Genomic DNA, 22,201 nt, shown 5'->3' with positions numbered 1-22,201 from the left:
TAAAGTTGCTCCAAATCCGTAGCACTTAGGGGGAAAACGGCCTTGAACGAAAATCTAAAAGAAAAACTCGGCGGCGGTGATTTGCGTTCTATCGGAAATGCAAATCTGGTAGCCGGTGAGATAAAGAATCAAAATGAATTTGACGCTCTTTATCAACATTTACATGATAATGAACGTTTGGTTGTGATGAGGGCGGCAGATGCAATCGAAAAAATCACTTTAGTTCATTCCGAGTATCTAAATCCACATAAATCTGATATTATAAAATTAGGTTCATCGGCGACTGATATTGAGCTTAAGTGGCACTTGGCTTTATTGTTATCAAGACTTTCTTTATCGGTGCAAGAACAAAAAATGGTATTTAAAATATTGAGAAAGTGGGCAATCAACCCCAAAGAAAGTAAAATTGTTCGGGTGAATACAATTCAATCACTGTATGAGTTGGCAAAACAAAACGACTCATTCAAGACGGATTTTTTGTCAATTATAGATACTGTCCAAGAAGAGAATATTGCATCTATTAATGCGAGGATTCGCAAACTAAGGGGGCAATGTAACAAGCAGCACAGTACACCATTATTTCCAAAGGTGTAGATATATTTAGAATCCCATTATGTGCAAAATGCGCATCATCGGAGTTTTGTGGAAAGGCTGGTCCGTTCTTTCCCGAGTAGAGGCAGACAACTATATGAAACTGCTAAAGACGTGTGCAACGACGAACATATGAGAAAACGCAGCGGGGAAATACAGAGTTTGCTAAAAAAGGAAATTACTAAGGAAGAAATCGTCAGTCGGATCGAAAAGTTATTAACTTAAGCATAGTTCTATTTGCAAAATAGCATAATGCGTCATTCCGATTATTTGCATAATGGGATGTCTACAACTTATTGATACCTATATACAAGATAGGAGAAAGCTAATGAAATCAAAACGAAAAAAACTGCTTACTTTTTTCGTACTGTTGACAGTACTGTTCATCCTGGGCGCAGCTCCGGTATTTGCGAAAGAGGAGGCCATACCGTCCATTAATCTGGATGTCATTCTCCAGAGTGATGGCTCTGCGGTCATAACGGAGATCTGGGATGTGCGCGGTGTATCCGGCGGCACAGAATATTACAAGGCTCTGAATAACATGGATGGGATGGGCGTCCATTCCCTTGCTGTATGGGACGAGTCGGGAACGCAATACAAAACGCTAGATGACTGGAACACAAAACTCTCCAAAGAGGAAAAGTCCGGCACCTGCGGCATCCTTAAAACCTCCGATGGATATGAACTCTGCTGGGGCATCGGCGGCTATGGTGACCATCAATATACCATCCAATATACCGTAGAGGGATTGGTAAAAGATTATGGCGACTACGCAGGATTCTATCATCAGTTTATATCGGAGCTTTCAAGCGCCCCGGAATCAGCTTATATTAAAATCCGGATGGCGGATACACGTCTGACGGCAAACAACGCCCGCATCTGGGCATATGGCTTTACAGGGGAAGTCGAGATCGGGAGCGACGACAGCCTTAATGTTTTTTCTTCTGAAGCTTTGGGAGGCGGAGACTATGTAAATGTGCTCTGCCGCTTTGACAGAAGCTTGTTCCCACTGGCCTCCACAGCCGACATGTCTTTTGAAAAGTTGCAGGAATCTGCGGAAAATAGAAACTCTGATACGGCTTTGTATATCGTCCTTGCTGTTTTAGCAGTGGTTATTATCGTGACTGTCATTCTAGTTGTTTTCTTTTCTTCACGATACAAGCTGGCAGACGGCACAGCCATGCGGCTTCCCGGAAAGAAACAAATAGACACGAACTGGTCGGTTCCTTTTGGCGGCAGCATTCCTGCTGTATATTCCGCCATGCTGCTGTTTCGCAAGGGCATTTCCTGTGAAAAGCTTATGGGTGCGTATCTTATCCGCTGGCAGGAGGCGGGTTATATCCGCATAGAAGAGCGGGAAAGCGAGGGAACTATAAAAAGGTCTCACGAAGAAGCCATCGTGTTTAGCGTGGATAAAACACCGGACCCAGGGGTGGAGCGGTCGCTGTACGACATCTTAATCGACGACACCGACCGTGACGGCATTCTTTGGACCTCTGACATCGGAAAGCGGGCGGAAGCGCTTTATAATAAGCTCACTGCATGGGCGGCAGAAGTGAAAAGTGAAGGCGAAAAAGCATTAATCCGCTCAGGTGCGGCGGCAACGGACATAAAGGGCACTGTCCGGTTTACTGTATCGGGTTTTGAGCAGGCTGTCAAGCTGCTGGGGTTCCGGAAATACCTGATGGAAATGCGCAGGCAAAGTGAAGAGAGGTCGGCCCCGGGTGAGCTTTGGGGGGATTATCTTGTGTTCGCTGCCTTGTTTGACATCGGAGAGCAGGTCCTTGAAAGCATGAAAGCCCTCGACCCTGCATATTTTGATACCTTCGCAGGCATGTACGGCTGCAATGCCTATAACATGATATACCTTGTGACCATGACGAATCACATTTCGAGCGCTGCGACGCCAACCCAAAATACGGACGGGATCGGCGGCGCCGCAGGTTCGGCCGGCGGTGGAGGTTTCTCCGGCGGAGGCGGTGGAGGCAGCCGGTAACGGGGCATAGCTTTCACTATAAGCGCAGTGTTATATAAAACAGGGAGGACGACACGATGGACAATAAAAAGATTGGGGAAAAGTTGTATCAACTTGCAATCGAATTGATACAACGCCGTTACCCCATAGGTTGGGGCGGAGTGGGAGGTATTTAAATGGAATGTAAAATACGGGAATGGCAGATAAAGGATGCTGAAAATTTAGCATTAGCCATAAATAATAAAAAAGTCCAGGATAATCTAAGAGAGGGGATACCTTATCCCTATACCGTTGAAGATGCAAAAGTATACATTACCTCTATGTTGTCGGCGGACAAGGATGTGACATATGCTTTTGCAATTACGGTAGATGATAAAGCGATCGGAAGCATTGGAGTGTTCCGCTGTAACAACATTCATTTCAGAACTGCTGAAATGGGTTATTATATAGCAGAATCATATTGGGGAAAAGGAATTGGAACAAGTGCAGTGAAACAGACTTGCAGGTATATTTTTGAAAACACGGATATTTTGAGGATTTTTGCAGAGCCATTTGCTTGTAATACGGCATCTTGCCGTATACTTGAAAAGGCAGGATTCCAGTGTGAAGGTATCTTGAGAAAGAATGCAATAAAAAATGAAGTTATTCTTGATATGAAAATGTATGCAATGATTAAAGAGGATTGAAAAAATATTATGCTTTTTGACCATGTGCCTATTAAGAGGGTAAGACCGCTAAATCAAAGGGGCAGGATGTGAATCAGATATTAACGGGTATAATGATGGAAAAGCAAAACATTCTTAAGCAATTGGATAAAATAGTTATAAGTCTATCCATACTTTATATTAGGAAGGTGAATCCATGGGACATATTACAAGCAAAGATGCCTATAAGAATTTAGAAGAAAGAATCAACTGGTTTACGCAAGGGGCTCCGCCAACGGAGAGCCTGTATAAAATTTTGCAAGTTCTATATACAGAAAAAGAAGCCAAATGGGTCGCGCGATTGCCTGTTCGCCCATTTACTGCGAAAAAAGCAGCAAAAATCTGGAATACCAGCGAAGGAAAAGCAGAAGCTTTTTTAGAGCATCTTTGCGAGAAAGCGTTACTTGTGGATTCATTTTATAATGGGGTACGTCAATTTGTAATGCCGCCGCCAATGGCAGGGTTTATTGAATTCGCATTGATGCGGACAAGAGGCGATATTGATCAGAAATATTTAAGTGAATTGTATTATCAATACATGAATGTAGAAGAAGATTTCGTTAAGGATTTATTTTTCGCAACAGAGACGTATCTTGGACGAGTCTATGTACAGGAGCCGGTTCTGACAAATGAAAACACAATTCATATTTTGGATTATGAAAGAGCCAGCCATATTATTGAAGATTCAACTCATATAGGCCTTGGAACCTGTTATTGCAGGCATAAAATGTTGCATGCAGGCCACCCATGTGAAATAAATGCCCCGTTGGATGTCTGCCTCACTTTTGGAAATGTTGCCCGTTCTCTTGCAGAAAATGGGCAGCATGCGAGATTAATTGATAAGAAAGAGGCAATGGATGTATTAGAACGTTCTTATGCAGCTAATCTGGTGCAAATCGGAGAAAATGTTCGTGAAGCACCAGCATTTATTTGCAATTGTTGCGGTTGTTGTTGTGAAGCCTTGCAGGCAGCTAGAAAATTCAGCCCAATGCAGCCAGTGGCCACCACAAATTATATACCTAAGATTTCGATAGAATGTGTAGGATGCGGCAAATGTGAAAAGGTATGTCCGGTGTTAGCAATTTCAATGCAAAAAAACAAAGAGGGTAAGACGATAGCTCAAGTAGATCACGAGGTATGCCTTGGTTGTGGTGTATGTGTTCGGAGCTGTCCTAAAAATGCCATTGAATTAGTGCGAAGAGAGGTTCAAGTCATTACACCGGTGAATAGTACCCATAGATTTGTATTGCAGGCAATCGAAAAAGGTACTCTTCAAAATCTCATATTTGATAACCAGGCGTTTGCCAATCATCGAGCAATGGCGGCAGTACTTGGAGTTATTCTTAAATTACCGCCTTTAAAGCAGATGATGGCCAGCAAACAGTTTAAATCCATATATTTGGATAAATTGTTGTCAAATAAAAATTCTAAAAAGCAATAAAAGGTCTGCAGTACCGCTAGGTTCAAGAAGCCTCTTTTTTGACTGTTTTAAACTTGACTGGTAATAAACAGGGCAGTATAGTATAGTTAGCTTATACTAACAGTTTGCTGAACGAAAGTTTTTGATAATATTAAGACAAAAAAGGAGCTTTTAAATGGAGCATAAATTCTATATAAATTCAAGAAACGGATATGCCGCTATGTTAGAGCAATATAGAGCTATGCATGAGCAAATTGGGGAAGCTCGTTTCCTGCCAAACCACGATATGAGGAAGGGCATCGTTTATGATATAAAGCCGGAGTATGGCAAAGGAACCATTCAAATATATAATTTGCTCGGCAATGTTATGCTGCTCATCTATAACTTTGAGTTTTATAAGGATATCGAGACAGTATTTGATTTAGCCGGCAATTATTTTGAAATTGAATACTGCATCGATGGAAGCATGTATATAGAAGAGGAAAAAGCAGGAGATGCCTTTTTTGAAGCAAACAATTTATCCCTCTCTTTATCCCAGGATATGAAAGGCATAATCAGGCGTTGCGCAGGGCAAAAGTATCAGGGAGTTTCCATAACAGCCGACAGGCAAGCACTCTCCTCTTATTTTGGAAGCACCGGAGCCGGTTTATGGAATGATACAATAGAAAAACTGGAAGACCAGTTCCGCTCAGAGTACTATTTAGGCTTAAATGCTCCCCCTGAAATAGCTGCTGCTTTTCAGCAAATATTTAATTGCCGCCTTCCTGAAAAGACCCGTACTTTATTTTACGAGAGTAAGGTTATGGAAACATTATCAATGATCATATCAAACGAAGTTATGAAGTGTGAAACATGTGAGTTAACAGCACTCACTCCTTATGAATTGCAAAAGATCAAAGAAATTCCTCAAATTTTGCTTGAAGAGCCGTTTGAATTACCAAGTATCCTTTCCCTATCTAAAAAGTTGGTCATTAATCCTAAAAAACTGACGAAAGGTTTCAAGCAGGTTTATGGAGATACTATTTTTAGCTATCACAGGAAATATTCATTACAACGGGCCTCTTCCATGCTGCTGAACACAGAGAAATCAATTAATGAAATTGCCTATGAGATTGGCTATTCAAGCTCTAGCAATTTTTGTGCAGCATTTAAAAAGCAATATGGTATCACCCCATTAAAATACCGGGAATCCTCCTTGCTGCGCAATGCAGAATAAGTTCTACATGTAACATGGTTTTAAGACTTCCTCCTTTAACCACAGGCTAATACCTGTGGTTTTTTATTTGTTAATAAGACATTCTCTCAACATAAATCGGCATCGTAAGCAGTATAGTCCATAAGCAATTATGATGTACAATAATCCGTGGGTTAGCTAAAACTAACTAATTATAATACAGGAGTGATCTATATGCTAAAAAAAACAACATCTATTTTATTGGCAATCATCTTTTGCTTTACTGCATTGACTGCTTGCTCACAACCGTCAACAAAAGAAAAAGGAACTTCCAACCAAGTATCAGCTAACCAGACCAGTCCCCCGCAACAGACCAGTTATTATCCAATAAATTATACTATTTATGATGATAAAGGAAACGAAGTTCAGCAGACCATTCATGAAGAGCCAAAGAGAGTTGTCGTAATTGGGCAGGGCCTTGCAGAGCTGATGATTCATTTTGGAGAAAAAGAAAAGGTTGTAGGACTGGCCTACCTAGACAAATCCTATTCCAAATATGAGGAACAGGTAAGACAGCTTCCGCTGCTTTCGGATACGTGGCCTTCTAAGGAGTCTGTTATCGCTCTAAAGCCAGATTTAATTGTTGCTATGTCTTCGGCATTCACCGACGAACGCCTTGGCGATATTTCATTTTGGAATCAAAGAGGAATTCCTGTACTCCCAGGTATTAACTATACCATGGGCCGTACAATTGAAAGTTTTTTTGAGGACATCAATAATTTGGGAGCGGTACTAAAAATTAAAGATAAAACAGATGCTTTTGTGGAGGCTCAGAAAGCGCGAATTAAAGTTATTCAGGACAAAGCCTCACAGGCTACTGATAAACCAAGGGTTTTGCTGTTCGCGGGCGGCCAGAATGATACGTATTATTATTACGGTCCTACCCTTTGTGTCATTGATGAGATAGTGGAAGGCGTAAGTGGTGAGTACATAAAAATGTCAAAGGATACCTATGTGGAAATGTCTGCCGAATCCATCCTTTCTATTAATCCTGATAAAATTATTGTCACCGAGTTCCAAAAATCCGATAGCGATGCAGCAGAGCATTTATTACTTGAGAATTCAAGCCTGAAAAATGTTACCGCTATTAAAACGGCCAATGTAATGGTGGTTGATTATACGAATGCTGTTCGCGGAAGCCTTGATCTTGCGGACCTATATGAGGATGTTGCCGAGTTTGTTCATCCCGAATTGTTTAAGGAGGAATAGGCATGGTTTCGATATATAAAGGAGAGCAAAAGAAAATCCCGCAAAAGCGGTCTGCATTCTCAATAATTCTTATAATTTTACTCGCTGCTGCCGTTGCATCAGTTGTAATATCCGTATCCATTGGACAGGTGTATATACCCTTTCAGCAATCCTTTAAAATTTTAATACATCAACTTACCGGGTGTCAGATCGGTGATGCAGAGGAATTGGTAAACGGTATGTTTGTGGATATTATCTGGCAAATCCGGTTTCCAAGGGTTTTGCTGGCAATGATTACGGGAGCCGGGCTGGCACTTTGCGGAGTAGTAATGCAGGCTTCCGTACAAAACCCATTGGCAGACCCCTATATATTAGGAATTTCATCTGGAGGTGTCTTAGGAGCAACCTTCTCAATTATGCTTGGATTTGGGGCTGGAGGAATACTCGGAGAATTCGGGGTTGCATCATGGGCCTTCATTGGTGCGCTGATTGCGGCAGCACTTGTCTTGGCCCTTGCCAGTATTGGAGGAAAAACCTCTTCTGTCAAGCTGGTTTTAGCAGGAACTGTAATTAATGCCATATGCAGTGCTTCTTCTAATTTTATCATATATTTTGCCAAGAACTCAGAGGGTATACGTTCCGTATCCTTTTGGACTATGGGTAGTCTGGCATCAGCAGAATGGAGCACTTTGCCTTTTGTGACTGCGGTAGTTATTCTGGCAACAGCCTTTTTCCTGTCCCAATCAAGAGTGATGAACACGATGCTAATGGGAGAAGAAGCCGCAATCACCCTGGGTGTTAATTTGAATTTTTACAGACGGTTATATATGGTGATTTCCTCCGTGGTAACAGGTGTTTTAGTTTCTACTTGTGGAATTATTGGATTTGTAGGCCTTATTATTCCTCATATTGTTCGAGGCATTGTGGGGTCGGATCATAAACGGCTGGTCCCGGCGGCGATTCTTTCCGGATCCTTATTTATGATGTGGACAGATGTTTTTGCACGGACAGTAATACCAAATGGAGAACTGCCAATTGGCATCGTTACTTCACTTCTTGGTGCTCCTGTGTTTATGTATATGCTGATTAAAAAAGGCTACGGGCTTGGAGGGAGATAAATTGAATTTAAAAGCAGATCACATATCAGTCACCTTATCGGGTGCAGATATTGTAAAAGATATCAGCATTCAAGTGGATCATAAACAGTTTGTCGGAATCATTGGACCAAATGGATGTGGAAAGTCCACTTTGCTGAAAAGTATATATAAAGTTATCAAACCGCAAGAAGGAATTGTCTTTTTAGGGAATAAGGATGTTTTAAAATCATCGGCGCGTGCCATCTCAAAAGATATGGGTGTGGTAGGCCAATTTAATGAATCAGACTTTGATTTTACTGTCCACGAGATGGTGATGATGGGGAGAACACCCCACAAACACTTCATGGAATCTGACAGTATAGAGGATTATAAAATCGCAGCCGATGCGTTAGAAAGAGTTAACTTGGCAGAATATGCGGACAGAAGCTATTTGACATTATCCGGCGGTGAAAAACAACGGGTAATATTGGCAAGAGCAATTGCTCAAGAGCCTAAATTTCTAATTCTTGATGAGCCGACCAATCATTTGGACATTAAATACCAGCTTCAGATTTTATCAGTTGTAAAATCATTAAATATCGGTGTTCTTGCAGCTCTGCATGATCTTTCCATGGCATCTGTTTACTGCGATATTCTTTATGTAGTGAAAGACGGACAGATAATAGCTTCAGGAAATCCAAAAACAGTGCTGACAAAGGAGCTTATAAGGCAGGTTTATGAAATTGATTGTGAAATTTACTCTAATCCCATTACCGGAGATTTAGCAATCGCATATCTGCCTCAAAATAACAGGCGCCAGGAGGGAAGAAAAAGATGGAACTTGATATGACCAAAGGAAATCCTTCAAAGATTATTATAAAATTTTTCATTCCGTTGTTTATCGGAGACTTGCTTCAACAATTTTATGGGATTATTGATGCAATTGTAATAGGGAAATTTGTGGGCACAGATGCATTTGCAGCAGTTGGTTCCTCAGGTGCTGTAATTATGTTTATTACTTCTATTTTAATAGGCCTTGCCATGGGGGCTTCGGCAATTTTTTCGCAACTCTATGGTGGCAGGCAGTACGATGAACTGAAACAGGCGATTTCCACAGCCTTAATATTTTTATTTTGTATCAGTGTGATGATTACAATTGCGACATCCGTCTTTTTACCGCAGATCATCAGCCTTTATCAAATGCCAGAGGAAACTGCCGCCTATGCTGCAGACTATTTAAAATATGTTTTTTACGGTTTTGTTTTTGTTGGTATGTATAATGCATTTGCTTTTTTATTACGGGCATTTGGAGATTCAAAAACACCGTTGTACTTTTTGATCATCTCATGCATATCAAATCTCATTTTAGACTTGCTCTTTATCGTGGTGCTGCACATGGGTACTGCCGGCGCAGCGATTGCCACGCTCCTTACCCAGGCTTTTGCTGCTGTGGGATGCGGCATTTATACAATAAAACGAATGAAATTTCTGAATTTCGAGCGGAAAGACTTCAAATTCAGCATCTCTGTATTTAATAAAATTGCTACGTTTTCCGTATTGACGGCGCTGCAACAGTCAATTTCCAGCTTTGGAATGATGCTTATTCAGGGGTTAGTTAACACCTTTGGCTCAACTGTTATGGCTGCATTTGCAGCTTGCTCCAAAATCGACTCTGTTGCCAATGCCCCTTTGCAAGATCTGGGTAATTCTTTTTCTACTTATACCGCGCAGAATGAAGGCGCCGGAGAAATAAAAAGAATCCGGGAGGGATTTCGTACGACTTCAAGGATTATCATAATCTTATCGGCAGTAATCAGTGTTGTCGCTTTTATTTTCGCTCCAAACTTAATCACTCTTTTTGTAAATAAAGATGCAACAGAGGTAATAGCTGTCGGTGTTGGTTATCTTAGAATTGTTTCCGTATTTTATGTATTGCTCGGCTTTATCGTTATGTTTTATGGTTTTTTCAGGGGTCTAGGAGCCATTAAGATATCTATCCTGATGACCATAGTGTCACAGGGATTAAGAGTATTGCTGGCCTATTCATTCGCGCCTGTCAGAGGATTTTCGGGTATTTGCTGGGCGATCGTAGTGGGATGGTTTTTGTCAGACTTATTAGGATTTTACATGTACAAAAAAGTTATGTCGCAAAAGGCTGCTTCGTTCAATCAATAGTCTTTTGTATACACACCAAGGCTCCACCAGCATCAGGCGGCATACATTTCGTCCGGTACAGAGGTGTAGCCTTGGTTAGTAAAAAACAGATATTTCTTAATTGGAAGTCAATTTATGAATGATCTGCTGATGCTGAGGATATTTTTCTATCAAATCATTTCTTTTGAATAACTCAAAGTCTCTGAATTCAAATCCTGGCGAAACCATGCAGCCAACTAATGCATAGCCTTTATGATTCATAGCGGAACCAAATATATAATCTTTTGGTACCAATACTTGAGGTTTCTCGCCATTTTCAATATCGAGTCCAAGCTGTTCCGTGACAAACTCTCCTTTTGGGCTAATCATATAAATAGTTAGCGGAGAACCTGAATGATAGTACCACATTTCATCTGATTTCAGTCTGTGAAAATTTGATACTTCTCCGTCCCTAAGTAAAAAATAGATACTTGTCCAAAGGATTCGCGAACCTTCAAAGTCAACTTTTAAATCTTTTGAGGTTATATTTTCTTCAGACGCATAAATTTCCTTATAAAATCCACCTTCCGGATGCGGTGTCATGTCCAGGTTTTTAATAAAATAATCTGCTGTATTCATAGTGATGCTCCTTTCGATTTTCCTTATTTTATTATATCTTATTATTTGGATATGTAAATTTAATTCCACAAATTTCATATATTTAAATGCTTTTTTTGATTTTTGCTGCACCAGGTTTTAAAAGATGGCTTATACTTTTTATGAAAAAACATGGTATAATAAGGATAAATTTTATATAACGGATTGGAACAGTTGAATCTTTCTGCGTTTGGCAATGATTTAGGAATAAGATTTTAACGGAAGCAGGGATAAATAATGAAGCTTTATGGTAAATATTTCAGAAGATATAAAATGCCGTTTTTTATAGCGGTTTTGTGTGTGACGCTGGAAGCAGTCTGCGATTTGCTGGGACCTACGCTGATGTCCCATATCGTAAACAGCGGAATCGAAAAAGGTTCTCTGACAGAGGTTTATTACTGGGGGATGCGGATGCTCATTGTAACTTTGATAGGCGCTTGCTTTGCCGTTTCACGCAATATTCTGGCAAGCCGCGTTTCCCAAAGAATGGGTGCAGATTTACGGGCAGACTTGTTTGAGAAAATTATGTCTTTTTCGGAAGTGAGTGCGGATAAAGTTGAAAGCGGTTCCCTCATAACCAGAATGACAAATGACACTTCTCAGATTATACAATTCGTAAATGGAATCATGCGTATTTTCCTTAAGTCCCCGATTCTCTGTATCGGCAGTATTGTACTGGCAAGCATGCTCAACATCCGGCTTAGTCTCATTATTTATGGGGTAGTAGCTGTCGTTACCATATTAATTTATATTAGTATGAAGATCAGCTATCCAAGATTCTATCAACTGCAAAAGGCTATGGATCAGGTTAATTCAAAGGTACAGGAATATTTAATCGGTGTCCGGCTTGTGAAAGCATTTGGTACTTTTGAGAAGGAAACGGATAAATTTGAAGAGGCCAACTTAAATTTAATGCAGAAGGGAATATCCTCCCAAATGGTCATTACAATTATCTCACCTCTTTTAACTCTGGCTGTCGGAGTCGGAACAGTTGTTGTGATTTATATTGGGAGCAGATTATTTACGATAAACCTGGCGAATACGGGAGATATTACGGCGTTTACAATCTATATGGCACAGATACTTACTTCTCTGATTATGATAACGAATGTATTTACCATGTTCGTCCGCACCAAAGCTTCAACAGCCCGGATCGGTGAAGTATTTGACTGCGAAGAAGATTGTTTAAGAAGCAATGAAGACAGAAGGCTGAGCGGGAAAATCACCTTTGAAAATGTTACCTTTGCCTATCCAAACGGCAGTGGAGTTCCGGCAATCAAAGAGCTTTCCTTCACCGTAAACAGTGGAGAAAGCCTTGCGGTTATCGGCCCCACCGGAAGCGGTAAATCAACCCTTACCTGGCTGCTGCTCCGTTTTTATGATGTGGATAGCGGAAAAATAATTCTGGACAATTACAATATAAACGTGCTGGGCGCAGATGAGGTCCGAAGCAATGTAGCGGTGGTTCCCCAGAAACCAATACTGTTTTCGGGTTCCGTAGCGGAGAATCTTAAATGGGGGGATAAATACGCCACCATTGATGAGCTGCGGCAGGCAGCTGAAAAAGCGCAGGCAGACTTTGTCATGCAGATGCCTGGTGGTTATGACAGCCTTCTTGGAAGCGGCGGAGTAAATTTGTCCGGAGGTCAGAAGCAGCGCCTTTCAATCGCCCGGGGAATATTGAAAAAAGCTCCTATACTGATTTTAGATGACGCCACCAGTGCGCTGGATGCCGTTACCGAGGCAAAGGTACGGGAAAATCTTAAGAATAAAGAGTTTAATCAGACCATCATCATGATCACACAGCGCTGCGGAACTGCTATGTCTGCGGATAAAATTCTGGTTATGGAGAATGGAAGGAATGTGGGATTTGGTACACACGAAGAATTGATGGAGTCCTGTGAAGTCTACCAGGATATCTATCACACACAGATTGAAAGCGGCAGGGAGGCATAAGGTATGGCAGAAAAATTCAGTCAGCAGCAGCCGAAAGTACCGGCCATGGGTCAACGTCCGGGAGTCGGAAGGAATCGTTTTGCCCCAACTGCAAAGCCCCAAAATGCGAGAGGAACGTTGATTAGGATTGTTAAAATCTATATGCGGTGGGCTAAGACCATATTCGCGGCAATCATTCTGACAGTCATATCTTCCTTGATAACAGTCGCGATTCCATATTATGTGGGCAAGACCTTCAACACCTTTGATATTGCGGATAGGAGTGTGGATTCCGGCAGGCTGGTTTCGCTTCTGATCATCATATTAAGTCTATATCTGGTCAATTGGCTGCTTACTTTAATTAACGGTGTAATGATGCTGCGGATCTCCCAGAAGCTGGTTTCTGCCCTTCGAACTGAATTCTTTGAGAAAATGCAGAAACTTCCGCTGGGATTTTACGATACACGTTCCCATGGAGATACCATGAGCAGAGTTACCAATGACGTGGATAATATCAGTTCTACCATAGCACAGACAACGACACAGCTGATTTCCAGCATCTTGACGCTTGTGGGTTCTCTGGCTGTAATGATTCGTCTGAATCTGCCGCTTACCATTACGGTTTTGCTGTGCGTGCCGCTGGTATCCTTATTAACTAAGACGATTGCCTCCAAAAGCCGTGCTTACTTTTTATCACAGCAAAGAAGTCTTGGAGCACTTAACGGCGTCATTGAAGAGAATATTCTTGGTTTAAAAATGGTAAAAGCCTTTGACCGGCAAGATGAGGTCATTCAGCAGTTCAAAGAAATCAACGAGCGTTTATGTGAAAGCAGTAGTAAAGCTCAGGTTTGGTCCGGTTATATGATGCCCCTGATGAATGTCATTAATAATTTTGTATTTGCGGTTGTTGCGATCTTAGGGGGAATCTTATCGGTAAGCTATGGCCTGAAGGTAGGTACGGTTGTAAGTTTTTTAAGTTATTCAAAGCAATTTGCACAACCGCTTAATTCGGTAGCAGGAATGTTTAACACAATACAATCTGCACTGGCCGGGGCGGAGCGGGTTTTCGAAATATTGGATCAGGAAGAAGAAACCGAAGACCCTATAGATGCGATAGAAATCCAGCATCCCATTGGGGAGGTTTCCTTTCATAATGTATGCTTTTCTTATGAGAAGACAAAACCGATTCTTAAAAATGTAAGCTTTCATGTTAATCCGGGTGAGGTAATTGCATTAGTCGGAGAGACCGGTGCTGGTAAAACGACGATAGTTAATCTGTTAACCCGTTTTTATGATGTGGAAAGCGGCGAAATTATGATTGACAAGGTGCCGGTCACCCATATCAGACGGGACAGCTTAAGAAGATGTTTTTCTGTAGTACTTCAGGATACCAGCCTGTTCAGCGGAACGATTATGGACAATATCCGCTACTCTAAGAATGACGCCACGGAAGAAGAAGTGATCAAAGCGGCGGAAATTGCCCATGCCCACGACTTTATTGATAAACTTCCGAAAGGTTATGCGACTAACGTCTCTGCAGCCACCGATAATTTAAGCCAGGGACAGAGACAGCTGATATCTATTGCAAGAGCAGTTCTTTGTGACAGCCCGATTTTAATTCTTGATGAAGCAACAAGCAGTGTTGATACAAAGACGGAGAAAGAGATACAGAAGGCTTTGGTCAGACTCATGCGGAATAGGACAAGCTTTCTGATCGCTCACCGTCTTTCAACAATCCGTGATGCGGACCGCATTATGGTGATCGGTGACGGACAGATTCTTGAAAATGGAAATCACCAAAGCCTGATGAATGAGAAAGGCCGTTATTATGAAATGGTCATGAGCCAGATGGGGAAGACCTTCCGGGGCTGAAACATAGAGATAAATTAAGTAATCATAGGATCGATGTAAAGCCGCCCGGTGTTACCAGCACCGGGCGGCTTTGTTCTGAATATCACAGCTTATATGGGCTTGTTGGTACCGCATACACACGTAACAGCAGAGCCGTCATTTATCCTTTTGCAATTTGGACACTTCCATGCATCATATACTTTCCAATTCTCGTCGTTGATCTTTGTATCAATCGGTTCTTGCCTGACCGTCTGTGGCTGCACCTGCGGCCGGACCGGTAAGGTTTTTGCTGGCTCTGGAAGAGGAGTGCAAATGGGGGTGATATTGGTTGGTTTTGTTTCATCACGGCTTTCCAATAATTCAAATATTATTTCCTGGTTTTCCAATATTTTGGAGAAAGCACACAATATTGCCCAGAGAATTATAACACTGAGCATTGCTGAAACAAAGATGGCAAAGGTTGCAGCTCCATCCCGTTCAAATTTTAAAGTGTGATAATCTAACTTCGTACCAAGGGTGTATGCGAGAATAATGCTTCCGATGGTCCCTAATACTAATTCAACATATGCCAGTGTTTTACACAAGGTTTTCATATTCCTTTTCCTCCCCAATGCTTGTTTTGTTTCATTCTTGATTGTTCAACGCTTAGTCTCCGTTTGGAGATTTGCCGAAAATAAGTTTAACGTTATTTAGTCCTCTTATCAACAAATTCCGATTGTATGTATTCGCTGGGAGTCAGTGCTGTATATTTTTTAAAAACAGTGGAGAAATAGCTGCTGGTATTAAAATTGAGCTGCATGGCTACTTCTGTTACGGGAATATCCTGGAGAAGCAGCAATTTTGAAAACTTAATCTTTTTCTTATTGATGTAATTCCGCGGAGAGATGCCTATGATCCGCCTGAATTTCTGCTTAAACTGTGAGACGGACAGGTTACAGATTCCTGCCAGGGTATGAAGCGATAATTCGTCCGTTACATGCTCCTCGATGTACTGGACTGCTGCTTCGATATCATGTGTAAGATAACTTCTTTCCTCTTTGGAAGCTGCAATCATCAATTGGAAGAAGATAATCAGATATCCGGCAATCAACAGGCGGTTTCCATTGGATAAAGCCAGCTCAAAAGCTTTTTCTATTAAAGGGCGGGTTTCCTTGATATCTGTTGATACGATATGGTTTTCTATACTTTTTAAATCCTGGATCAGTTGTCCGGCAGCCTCTTCATTTAGAAATAACAGGTTTTTCGGATCGCTGATATCGACCTGGAACCAATATTGTTCATTCAGAGAAATGGGAGCTTCATTTGTGCTGTGAACCTCATCAGGAAAAGAGATAAAGATATTTCCTCCGGATACTTCATATTCCGATTCCTGTGCATAGAAGGAAATGGTTCCCCTGGATACAAAGGTAAATTCAAACGTATTTTCATGGCAATGGGGGAGATGAGGAAAGATTGCGTTATGGATATTGTGCGTGGCAAACAGCCGTATACCCGGTAAGTTAAGTTCCTGCTGTGTCAGGACGATGCGGTCTTTTGAATGGAAATATTCATCATACCAGTTGATTGGTGTATCCATGGTTATGCCTCCCTGGAATTTTAAAATTGTACAGTGTACACTTAGAATTGTAATATAAAATTGCAGTTGTTACAATACCGATATAGAAATTTAGGGAGGTTATACCATGAAACCGTTGTGTTTTGATATCAGATTGCCTTATGCTTGTATCATTGACTTTCTTCGTTTGTAAGGATAAAATAAATGTGGTAACAATCCACAAAGGACAGGGTGAAAACCATGGCGTTCATATACTACGTAAAATAAATTTATGAAATGCAGAAAGGAGCAATTTATGTTATTCGACATTTTAAAATCCAGAAGAAGCATTAGAAAGTTTCAAAATAAGGAAGTTGAAAAAGAAAAAATCGATGTAATTCTTAAAAGTGCCCTGCTGTCTCCGTCATCCCGGTCCATAAGACCCTGGCAGTTTATCGCCGTCACCGATGCGGATCTGATCCGGCAGCTCTCTCTTTGCAGAGACCCTGGTTCTCAGTTTTTAGCAGGTGCTCCTCTCGCAATTGTAGTTATAGCGGATAAAGATTCAAGTGATGTATGGATTGAGGATACTTCCATAGCGGCAACGATGATTCAATTGACGGTACAAGATTTAGATCTGGGATCATGTTGGATTCAAGTAAGAGAAAGATTCCATACACAGCAAGAGACAGCGGGGGATTATATCAGAGAAGTGCTGGAGATACCTGAGCAATATAGTGTAGAATGTATGATTGCCATTGGCTATCCTGCGGAGGAAAAAAAGCCTTATGATGAAAATTCGTTGCCATATCAAAAGCTCCATTTCAACAAATTTTAAATCTCAGTAAACAGTCATTGTTAAAAAAAGACCTCTTGCCGTAATGACAGGAGGTTTTATTTATATCTGAAAGCGATACAACAATTGACCGAATACAAACAAAATCAGGCCTGGCCTTGATATTATTCGATAATATAAGCACTTAGAATCTCTCCGTAATAAGCGGTATGAAAATCTTTGTTTGCACCGTGGAATGAACTGTCTACATCCTGTGGGTAAAAAGTGTTTCTGTATTCTTCCGTAATTTCATGCTTATCTTGTTTTTGCTTATATACAACTCTACACTCAAGCGTCAAAGGAAGTTCCTTAATAGCAGGAACAGAAATAGTATTAGGCGTTTCAAGCGTCAGGTTAAGTTCTTTGATTTTATCTATGGAATGACCGGATTTTGTCCCGCAAACCCCCAATATTTTTTTGTCAAAATCGCCATATGGTATATTTATCGTGAATTCAGGATTTTTTTCTAGTTGATGTTTTGTAAAGCGATTCTCTCTGACGAAAACTGTAAAGATCGGTTTTGACCATTCAATTCCCAGAGTACCCCAGGAAATTGTCATAGAATTCACCTTGTCATCTGTCTTTGTGGTCAGCAAAACGCCTGTTTTTAGCGCTTTCATAATCTCATTGGTATAATCAAATATTTCAATTTCTTTTTTCATTGTGTTATCCTCCTTGTCATTTTATATTTATTATATTATGATAGAATAATTATATTAGCAAGTATGCACTTTTAGGATAGATACTATGAAAAAGGAGAGTTAGAATGGATCAACAAGAAGAGGTATATTCAAAGCCATTTGAATATACATTGTCCTTGGTGGGGGGGAAATGGAAAATGCATATTCTGTTCTGGCTATGGCACCGTAAAGTGATGAGGTATAGTGAGATAAAAAAAGTTCTCAAAAATATCACCCATAAAATGCTCAGTAATCAATTAAAGGAACTCGAAGCTGATGGATTAATCATCCGGAAAGAATATCCACAGGTACCGCCTAAGGTAGAATACCGGCTAGCGGATAAAGGGGAGTCTCTTATGCCAGTGTTAGATGCAATGTGTAAATGGGGACATCAGTTTGTGGATTAAAATAATACGTAAAACTTAAATGAACATATAATATCATGACATACGATGGAGATTTTAAATCCCTGCGATGAAACGTGAGTTTCCGGAAATGGGAGAGTAAATATTAGCGGGCCTGTGACATTTGCCATAAGCCCGCCTGTTTTGGTAATCTATATTTTTTTAGAGTATGGTCAGATAATCATAGTAACTATATCCAGCTTTCAGGGGCAGCGATACCAGTCTTGAACTTTTCTAAAAACAACCCCACATGATATCCATCAGCCACAGCATGGTGAACGGTAATAGAAAGAGGCATAATTTTTTCCCCCTCTCTATCAAAAAATTGCCCTGCCTGTATTACCGGAAAATAATTATTGATATTGGCATAAGGTACCGGTGTATAGCTTGTAAATTTTATCCATGGCAGCATACCTATCATAAAACTATTCTGCGGTGGTGTTTCAGGTTTTGCCAATATCCCATGGTTGTTTGCATAATTATTTTGATCTTCCATGTAATTATTATAGAAAATCTCAAAATTTGGGTGATACTCAGTCCACATATTGGACATCGTCTTGTCGTCCTGGTGGAAACATGCATAAGAGGGATGTAATACCTCATAATACCCCAACTGTTCATTTAAATTGGAAATGCGAAACTCCTGCTGTTCAGCGATTAGTTTTGATGCCAGGTATAAATAAGCAGGGAAAAACTTTTTGTTCTGCTTTTTTATCATATTATAGGTGTTAGTGATGTCTGCTTCTACACTAATGGAAAATCCGGTAGGTAACATCTTGGTAAAATAATAAAAATATTGTTTTCTATCCCAGTTATCAAAATCAATCGGATGAAAGGCAGTATTTAAACTTAATTCTTTATCTGTTTTATCCGACAGATCGGTTTTCGGTTTCCAATAACGAGAACCGTTTGGCTCACGGCATAATAAACCATTATCAATAAGTTCCCGCCTGAGTATGAAATAATCTCCGAAAGTGTGCCATTCTTCACAGATGGAGTTTACCTCTTTTTCTGTATAATTGCGGTTTGATTCGAATTTTTCTGTCAGATAACGGAGTGTTGCAGCTCTGGCGGTTTGCTTTTGAGGTAATTGCGTTATTTTTCCGTGATCATCAAGAAACTTATCTATTTTAATTTTATGCTCCAAATTCATTTACTCCTTTCCAATAAAATCTTCGTATCATCTAAAATGAATGAAATAATCAGTGTTATCGTTTAACATGCCTTCTCCCCACGAATAATTGTAGCTCCTTGTTCTTGGTTTTTCAATAAACGCTCCGTAGAGTTCCCCAATTATGTATTAAAGTCTGTTGGATTCTCTTAAATCAATTGCTGCAAATACAAATAGGAGTTATTGCAATTGAAGTTGACAAATAATTCACTTTCCAACCATTTAATAAATTTGGAGTGGTTTGAAGGATTGATAGATGAAATAAAAGCAGAAAATGAATAAATGCGAGGCTGATTATCTACGCTGTCAAGACTGCAATCCATTTCACAAGTTGCCGCTTGAAGAAACAGTCCATAAATTATGTTGAAATAGAAACAAAGATTCAGTATAATATTGTTAATACACCAACAGGTGGGAGGACAGGCAATGAATAAAGAAGAACAGGTCATAAAGGGTTTCTGGGACTTATTTAACAAGAAGATTTGGCTTGATGGGTTTAAGATGAAAGAAAGCCTTAAGGATTATAAGCCTTCTGAGATACATTGTATTGAATATATTGGAGAAAATGAAGATTCCAACGTGACAAAACTTGCAGAGTCCTTTTATATGACCAGAAGTGCCATAAGTAAAATAACTAAAAAACTGATAGAAAAAGGCCTTATCCATAGCTATCAGAAGCCGGATAATAAGAAAGAAATCTATTTTAGGCTTACTGAGCAAGGGGAGGCGATTTACAAAATCCACGAGGAACTGCACAGAGAGTTCAAAGATCGGGATAAAGCCGTGTTTGAACAGGTAACTGAGAAACAATTAGACAGTATGATTCGTTTTGCGGAAAAGTATAATAAGCATTTGGATGCAGAAATAAAAAAAATGGGTGTGGATATTAAGTCGGAATGTTATGATAAACTATAGCTGCACCAGGTTCCTTTTAAGCGCAATAAAAATGCAGCCCAACTCTATTGAGAGCGGGCTGCATTTTTATTGCTATTATTTTGTTGACAAGGACACAAAAATGTGATAAAGTATGTTTCCTAGGACACAAAAGCGTCTCGAAAGGAGAACAATAATTATGCAAAATAAAGCGATATTTTCAAAAGATTTTTTACTGGTAGCAATAGGTCAGATTATTTCCTTATTTGGAAATCAAATTTTAAGGTATGCACTTCCTCTTTACCTGCTAAATCAAACGGGTTCCTCTGTTTTGTTTGGGACAATTCTGGCTTGCTCTTTTATTCCTATGATTTTACTGTTTCCGATAGGAGGAATCATAGCTGACCGTGTTAACAAGAGAAACATCATGGTGATTCTGGATTTTGGTACAGCAATACTTATTTTCCTGTTTTGCCTGTTGGTAGGGAAAATAGATGTTGTGCCGCTTATGACAATAACAATGATCATTCTGTATGGTATACAGGGCGCATATCAACCAGCAGTAAAGGCAAGTGTACCTGTTCTGGTAGATACAGAAAATATCATGCAGGCAAATTCCGTTGTTGATTTAATAAGTTCCTTGGCGGGTATGGTTGGGCCGGTAGTTGGAGGTATATTATTTTCTATTGTTGGATTAGCACCTATTCTATATGTAAGTATTGGTTGCTTTTTCGTGTCTGCAGTAATGGAAATGTTTATCCATATTCCATTTGAAAAAAGACAGGTAAAAGGAAACATGTTCATTACTGCATGCAACGACTTAAAAGTAAGTTTTAGTTTTATGTTTAAGGAGCAGCCGGTTTTGTGGAAGCTGTCATTAATTTTTGCTTCTATCAATCTTTTTCTGACTTCTTTGGTTTTAATAGGAGTTCCGGTTCTGATTACTCAACACTTAGGATTTGCTTCTAATACTGCCAATCGGTTATACGGATTTGCGCAGGGTATAATCGCTGCCGGATGTATATTAGGAGGTCTGCTTGCTGGATTATTATCAAAAAAGGTAAAATCAAAGTCGGGTCCATTTCTATTAATGGGGTGTGCGCTGTCCATTCTTTTAGCAGGAGGTGCACTGCAATTCCTAAGGGGTCCAATGGAAATCTATATTGTCATGTTAATGGGATGTGCCCTAATGTTGACGTTGTCAACATTATTCCAAATACAAATAATGACATATCTTCAGATTTTAACGCCCATAGAATTAACTGGGAAAGTCATTTCTTGTGTAATGTGTGTTTGTATTTGTACAAATCCTCTTGGACAGTTCATCTACGGTATTGTATTTGAAAAGATAGGAAGCAGTACTTACCTTCCTTTTTACATGGCTGCATTGATCATGATGGGAATCAGTGTCTTTACCCGCCGCATTTTCTATAGAATGGATCATTTGCTCTTGTCTTAAAGACCTTCAATTTCACGGATGAGGTTGACCATCTCAATGGCTCCGACGGCACAGTCAAAACCTTTGTTGCCGGCCTTGGTGCCGGCACGTTCAATGGCCTGCTCGATGTTTTCTGTGGTCAGCACACCAAACATAACAGGAATTCCACTGTTTAAGGAGATACCGGCAATGCCTTTGGACACCTCATTACACACATAATCATAGTGGGAAGTGCTGCCGCGAATGACTGCACCAAGGCAGATCACCGCATCGTATTTCCCGCTTTTTGCCATTTTAGAGGCAATCAGCGGAATTTCAAAAGCTCCGGGAACCCATGCGATTTCTATGCTGTCATCGCTGACCTCATGGCGCCTTAGTCCATCCAAGGCACCGCCTAACAGTTTAGCAGTTATAAATTCGTTGAAACGTGCGGCTACAATGCCGATCGTAATATCCTTTGATACGAGTTTTCCTTCAAATGTTTTCATTGTAAGCTCTCCTT

Annotated in this window: 21 protein-coding genes; 15 read left to right on the top strand and 6 right to left on the bottom strand. The window is 40.3% G+C overall.

Annotated features, from left to right (window positions below; genetic code table 11):
• Positions 1 to 42: 42 nt before the first annotated feature.
• The 9 genes from AC27IJ_RS05945 to AC27IJ_RS05905 all read left to right on the top strand — a co-directional run bounded on the left by AC27IJ_RS05945 (position 43) and on the right by AC27IJ_RS05905 (position 10,363).
• Positions 43 to 594: a hypothetical protein gene (locus tag AC27IJ_RS05945; RefSeq protein ID WP_313259623.1), complete on the top strand. Its 552-nt coding sequence runs from the start codon at positions 43 to 45 to the stop codon at positions 592 to 594.
• 325 nt (positions 595 to 919) lie between these two features.
• Positions 920 to 2,587, top strand: a complete 1,668-nt coding sequence (locus AC27IJ_RS05940) for a DUF2207 domain-containing protein (protein WP_487147959.1) — start codon at positions 920 to 922, stop codon at positions 2,585 to 2,587.
• Positions 2,588 to 2,742: 155 nt separating this feature from the next.
• Positions 2,743 to 3,252 (top strand): GNAT family N-acetyltransferase, encoded by a 510-nt coding sequence (locus AC27IJ_RS05935; RefSeq protein ID WP_312441511.1) that lies wholly within the window; start codon positions 2,743 to 2,745, stop codon positions 3,250 to 3,252.
• A gap of 175 nt (positions 3,253 to 3,427) precedes the next feature.
• Positions 3,428 to 4,711 carry a 4Fe-4S dicluster domain-containing protein gene (locus tag AC27IJ_RS05930; protein WP_312441512.1) on the top strand — a complete coding sequence of 428 codons (1,284 nt, stop codon included), beginning with the start codon at positions 3,428 to 3,430 and terminating at the stop codon, positions 4,709 to 4,711.
• 154 nt (positions 4,712 to 4,865) lie between these two features.
• Positions 4,866 to 5,906: a helix-turn-helix domain-containing protein gene (locus AC27IJ_RS05925; RefSeq protein WP_487147956.1), complete on the top strand. Its 1,041-nt coding sequence runs from the start codon at positions 4,866 to 4,868 to the stop codon at positions 5,904 to 5,906.
• Positions 5,907 to 6,098: 192 nt separating this feature from the next.
• Positions 6,099 to 7,133 carry an ABC transporter substrate-binding protein gene (locus AC27IJ_RS05920; protein WP_487147954.1) on the top strand — a complete coding sequence of 345 codons (1,035 nt, stop codon included), beginning with the start codon at positions 6,099 to 6,101 and terminating at the stop codon, positions 7,131 to 7,133.
• 2 nt (positions 7,134 to 7,135) lie between these two features.
• Positions 7,136 to 8,230 (top strand): FecCD family ABC transporter permease, encoded by a 1,095-nt coding sequence (locus AC27IJ_RS05915; RefSeq protein ID WP_312441515.1) that lies wholly within the window; start codon positions 7,136 to 7,138, stop codon positions 8,228 to 8,230.
• Between the two features lies 1 nt (position 8,231).
• Positions 8,232 to 9,038, top strand: a complete 807-nt coding sequence (locus AC27IJ_RS05910; protein WP_312441517.1) for an ABC transporter ATP-binding protein — start codon at positions 8,232 to 8,234, stop codon at positions 9,036 to 9,038.
• Positions 9,023 to 10,363 carry an MATE family efflux transporter gene (locus AC27IJ_RS05905; protein WP_312501874.1) on the top strand — a complete coding sequence of 447 codons (1,341 nt, stop codon included), beginning with the start codon at positions 9,023 to 9,025 and terminating at the stop codon, positions 10,361 to 10,363. Before AC27IJ_RS05910 ends, AC27IJ_RS05905 begins: the two co-directional genes overlap by 16 nt.
• Positions 10,364 to 10,459: 96 nt before the next feature.
• On the opposite strand, the gene AC27IJ_RS05900 is transcribed toward AC27IJ_RS05905, so the two are convergent.
• A complete protein-coding gene (locus AC27IJ_RS05900) occupies positions 10,460 to 10,960 on the bottom strand; it encodes a cupin domain-containing protein (protein ID WP_312501876.1) in 501 nt (166 codons plus the stop codon).
• 255 nt (positions 10,961 to 11,215) lie between these two features.
• On the opposite strand from AC27IJ_RS05900, the gene AC27IJ_RS05895 reads away from it, so the two are divergent.
• Entirely contained in the window at positions 11,216 to 12,934 is a 1,719-nt protein-coding gene (locus AC27IJ_RS05895; protein WP_487147951.1) for an ABC transporter ATP-binding protein, read from the top strand.
• A gap of 3 nt (positions 12,935 to 12,937) precedes the next feature.
• Entirely contained in the window at positions 12,938 to 14,785 is a 1,848-nt protein-coding gene (locus tag AC27IJ_RS05890; protein WP_487147949.1) for an ABC transporter ATP-binding protein, read from the top strand.
• Between the two features lie 89 nt (positions 14,786 to 14,874).
• Here the strand turns inward: AC27IJ_RS05890 and AC27IJ_RS05885 are convergent, their stop codons facing one another.
• The gene (locus AC27IJ_RS05885) at positions 14,875 to 15,357 is read right to left on the bottom strand and encodes a hypothetical protein (protein ID WP_312501881.1); all 483 of its coding nucleotides are present in this window, start codon (positions 15,355 to 15,357) and stop codon (positions 14,875 to 14,877) included.
• 92 nt (positions 15,358 to 15,449) lie between these two features.
• Positions 15,450 to 16,340, bottom strand: coding sequence for an AraC family transcriptional regulator (locus AC27IJ_RS05880; RefSeq protein ID WP_312501883.1), 891 nt, complete (start codon positions 16,338 to 16,340; stop codon positions 15,450 to 15,452).
• Between the two features lie 274 nt (positions 16,341 to 16,614).
• On the opposite strand from AC27IJ_RS05880, the gene AC27IJ_RS05875 reads away from it, so the two are divergent.
• Positions 16,615 to 17,136, top strand: coding sequence for a nitroreductase family protein (locus AC27IJ_RS05875; RefSeq protein WP_312441529.1), 522 nt, complete (start codon positions 16,615 to 16,617; stop codon positions 17,134 to 17,136).
• Positions 17,137 to 17,258: 122 nt separating this feature from the next.
• On the opposite strand, the gene AC27IJ_RS05870 is transcribed toward AC27IJ_RS05875, so the two are convergent.
• Entirely contained in the window at positions 17,259 to 17,795 is a 537-nt protein-coding gene (locus tag AC27IJ_RS05870; protein ID WP_312441530.1) for a flavin reductase family protein, read from the bottom strand.
• A gap of 104 nt (positions 17,796 to 17,899) precedes the next feature.
• On the opposite strand from AC27IJ_RS05870, the gene AC27IJ_RS05865 reads away from it, so the two are divergent.
• A complete protein-coding gene (locus tag AC27IJ_RS05865) occupies positions 17,900 to 18,220 on the top strand; it encodes a winged helix-turn-helix transcriptional regulator (RefSeq protein WP_312501885.1) in 321 nt (106 codons plus the stop codon).
• A 187-nt stretch (positions 18,221 to 18,407) separates the two neighbouring features.
• Here AC27IJ_RS05865 and AC27IJ_RS05860 read toward each other — a convergent pair whose 3' ends face one another.
• Positions 18,408 to 19,364: a CatA-like O-acetyltransferase gene (locus AC27IJ_RS05860; protein ID WP_487147945.1), complete on the bottom strand. Its 957-nt coding sequence runs from the start codon at positions 19,362 to 19,364 to the stop codon at positions 18,408 to 18,410.
• Positions 19,365 to 19,814: 450 nt separating this feature from the next.
• Here AC27IJ_RS05860 and AC27IJ_RS05855 point away from each other — a divergent pair, with 450 nt between their 5' ends.
• Together AC27IJ_RS05855 and AC27IJ_RS05850 are read left to right on the top strand one after the other, a co-directional pair.
• Positions 19,815 to 20,303 (top strand): MarR family transcriptional regulator, encoded by a 489-nt coding sequence (locus AC27IJ_RS05855; RefSeq protein WP_312441534.1) that lies wholly within the window; start codon positions 19,815 to 19,817, stop codon positions 20,301 to 20,303.
• A 157-nt stretch (positions 20,304 to 20,460) separates the two neighbouring features.
• Positions 20,461 to 21,720, top strand: a complete 1,260-nt coding sequence (locus tag AC27IJ_RS05850; protein ID WP_312441535.1) for an MFS transporter — start codon at positions 20,461 to 20,463, stop codon at positions 21,718 to 21,720.
• On the opposite strand, the gene ribH is transcribed toward AC27IJ_RS05850, so the two are convergent.
• Complete coding sequence (ribH, locus tag AC27IJ_RS05845) at positions 21,717 to 22,187, bottom strand: 6,7-dimethyl-8-ribityllumazine synthase (RefSeq protein ID WP_312441537.1); 471 nt, start codon at positions 22,185 to 22,187, stop codon at positions 21,717 to 21,719. The genes AC27IJ_RS05850 and ribH overlap by 4 nt on opposite strands.
• Between the last annotated feature and the right edge of the window lie 14 nt (positions 22,188 to 22,201).

The sequence above is a fragment of the Lacrimispora sp. YZC11 genome, from assembly GCF_057543815.1.
Note: the sequence above shows the minus strand (reverse complement) of the source record. Positions and strands in the feature narration are given on the sequence as shown.

Excerpts from the sequence above, each read along its gene's own strand:
- AC27IJ_RS05940 (WP_487147959.1), top strand. The coding sequence starts at position 920 with ATGAAATCAAAACGAAAAAAACTGCTTACTTTTTTCGTACTGTTGACA.
- AC27IJ_RS05935 (WP_312441511.1), top strand. The coding sequence starts at position 2,743 with ATGGAATGTAAAATACGGGAATGGCAGATAAAGGATGCTGAAAATTTA.
- AC27IJ_RS05930 (WP_312441512.1), top strand. The coding sequence starts at position 3,428 with ATGGGACATATTACAAGCAAAGATGCCTATAAGAATTTAGAAGAAAGA.
- AC27IJ_RS05925 (WP_487147956.1), top strand. The coding sequence starts at position 4,866 with ATGGAGCATAAATTCTATATAAATTCAAGAAACGGATATGCCGCTATG.
- AC27IJ_RS05920 (WP_487147954.1), top strand. The coding sequence starts at position 6,099 with ATGCTAAAAAAAACAACATCTATTTTATTGGCAATCATCTTTTGCTTT.
- AC27IJ_RS05915 (WP_312441515.1), top strand. The coding sequence starts at position 7,136 with ATGGTTTCGATATATAAAGGAGAGCAAAAGAAAATCCCGCAAAAGCGG.
- AC27IJ_RS05905 (WP_312501874.1), top strand. The coding sequence starts at position 9,023 with ATGGAACTTGATATGACCAAAGGAAATCCTTCAAAGATTATTATAAAA.
- AC27IJ_RS05900 (WP_312501876.1), bottom strand. The coding sequence starts at position 10,960 with ATGAATACAGCAGATTATTTTATTAAAAACCTGGACATGACACCGCAT.
- AC27IJ_RS05895 (WP_487147951.1), top strand. The coding sequence starts at position 11,216 with ATGAAGCTTTATGGTAAATATTTCAGAAGATATAAAATGCCGTTTTTT.
- AC27IJ_RS05890 (WP_487147949.1), top strand. The coding sequence starts at position 12,938 with ATGGCAGAAAAATTCAGTCAGCAGCAGCCGAAAGTACCGGCCATGGGT.
- AC27IJ_RS05885 (WP_312501881.1), bottom strand. The coding sequence starts at position 15,357 with ATGAAAACCTTGTGTAAAACACTGGCATATGTTGAATTAGTATTAGGG.
- AC27IJ_RS05880 (WP_312501883.1), bottom strand. The coding sequence starts at position 16,340 with ATGGATACACCAATCAACTGGTATGATGAATATTTCCATTCAAAAGAC.
- AC27IJ_RS05875 (WP_312441529.1), top strand. The coding sequence starts at position 16,615 with ATGTTATTCGACATTTTAAAATCCAGAAGAAGCATTAGAAAGTTTCAA.
- AC27IJ_RS05870 (WP_312441530.1), bottom strand. The coding sequence starts at position 17,795 with ATGAAAAAAGAAATTGAAATATTTGATTATACCAATGAGATTATGAAA.
- AC27IJ_RS05865 (WP_312501885.1), top strand. The coding sequence starts at position 17,900 with ATGGATCAACAAGAAGAGGTATATTCAAAGCCATTTGAATATACATTG.
- AC27IJ_RS05855 (WP_312441534.1), top strand. The coding sequence starts at position 19,815 with ATGAATAAAGAAGAACAGGTCATAAAGGGTTTCTGGGACTTATTTAAC.
- AC27IJ_RS05850 (WP_312441535.1), top strand. The coding sequence starts at position 20,461 with ATGCAAAATAAAGCGATATTTTCAAAAGATTTTTTACTGGTAGCAATA.
- ribH (WP_312441537.1), bottom strand. The coding sequence starts at position 22,187 with ATGAAAACATTTGAAGGAAAACTCGTATCAAAGGATATTACGATCGGC.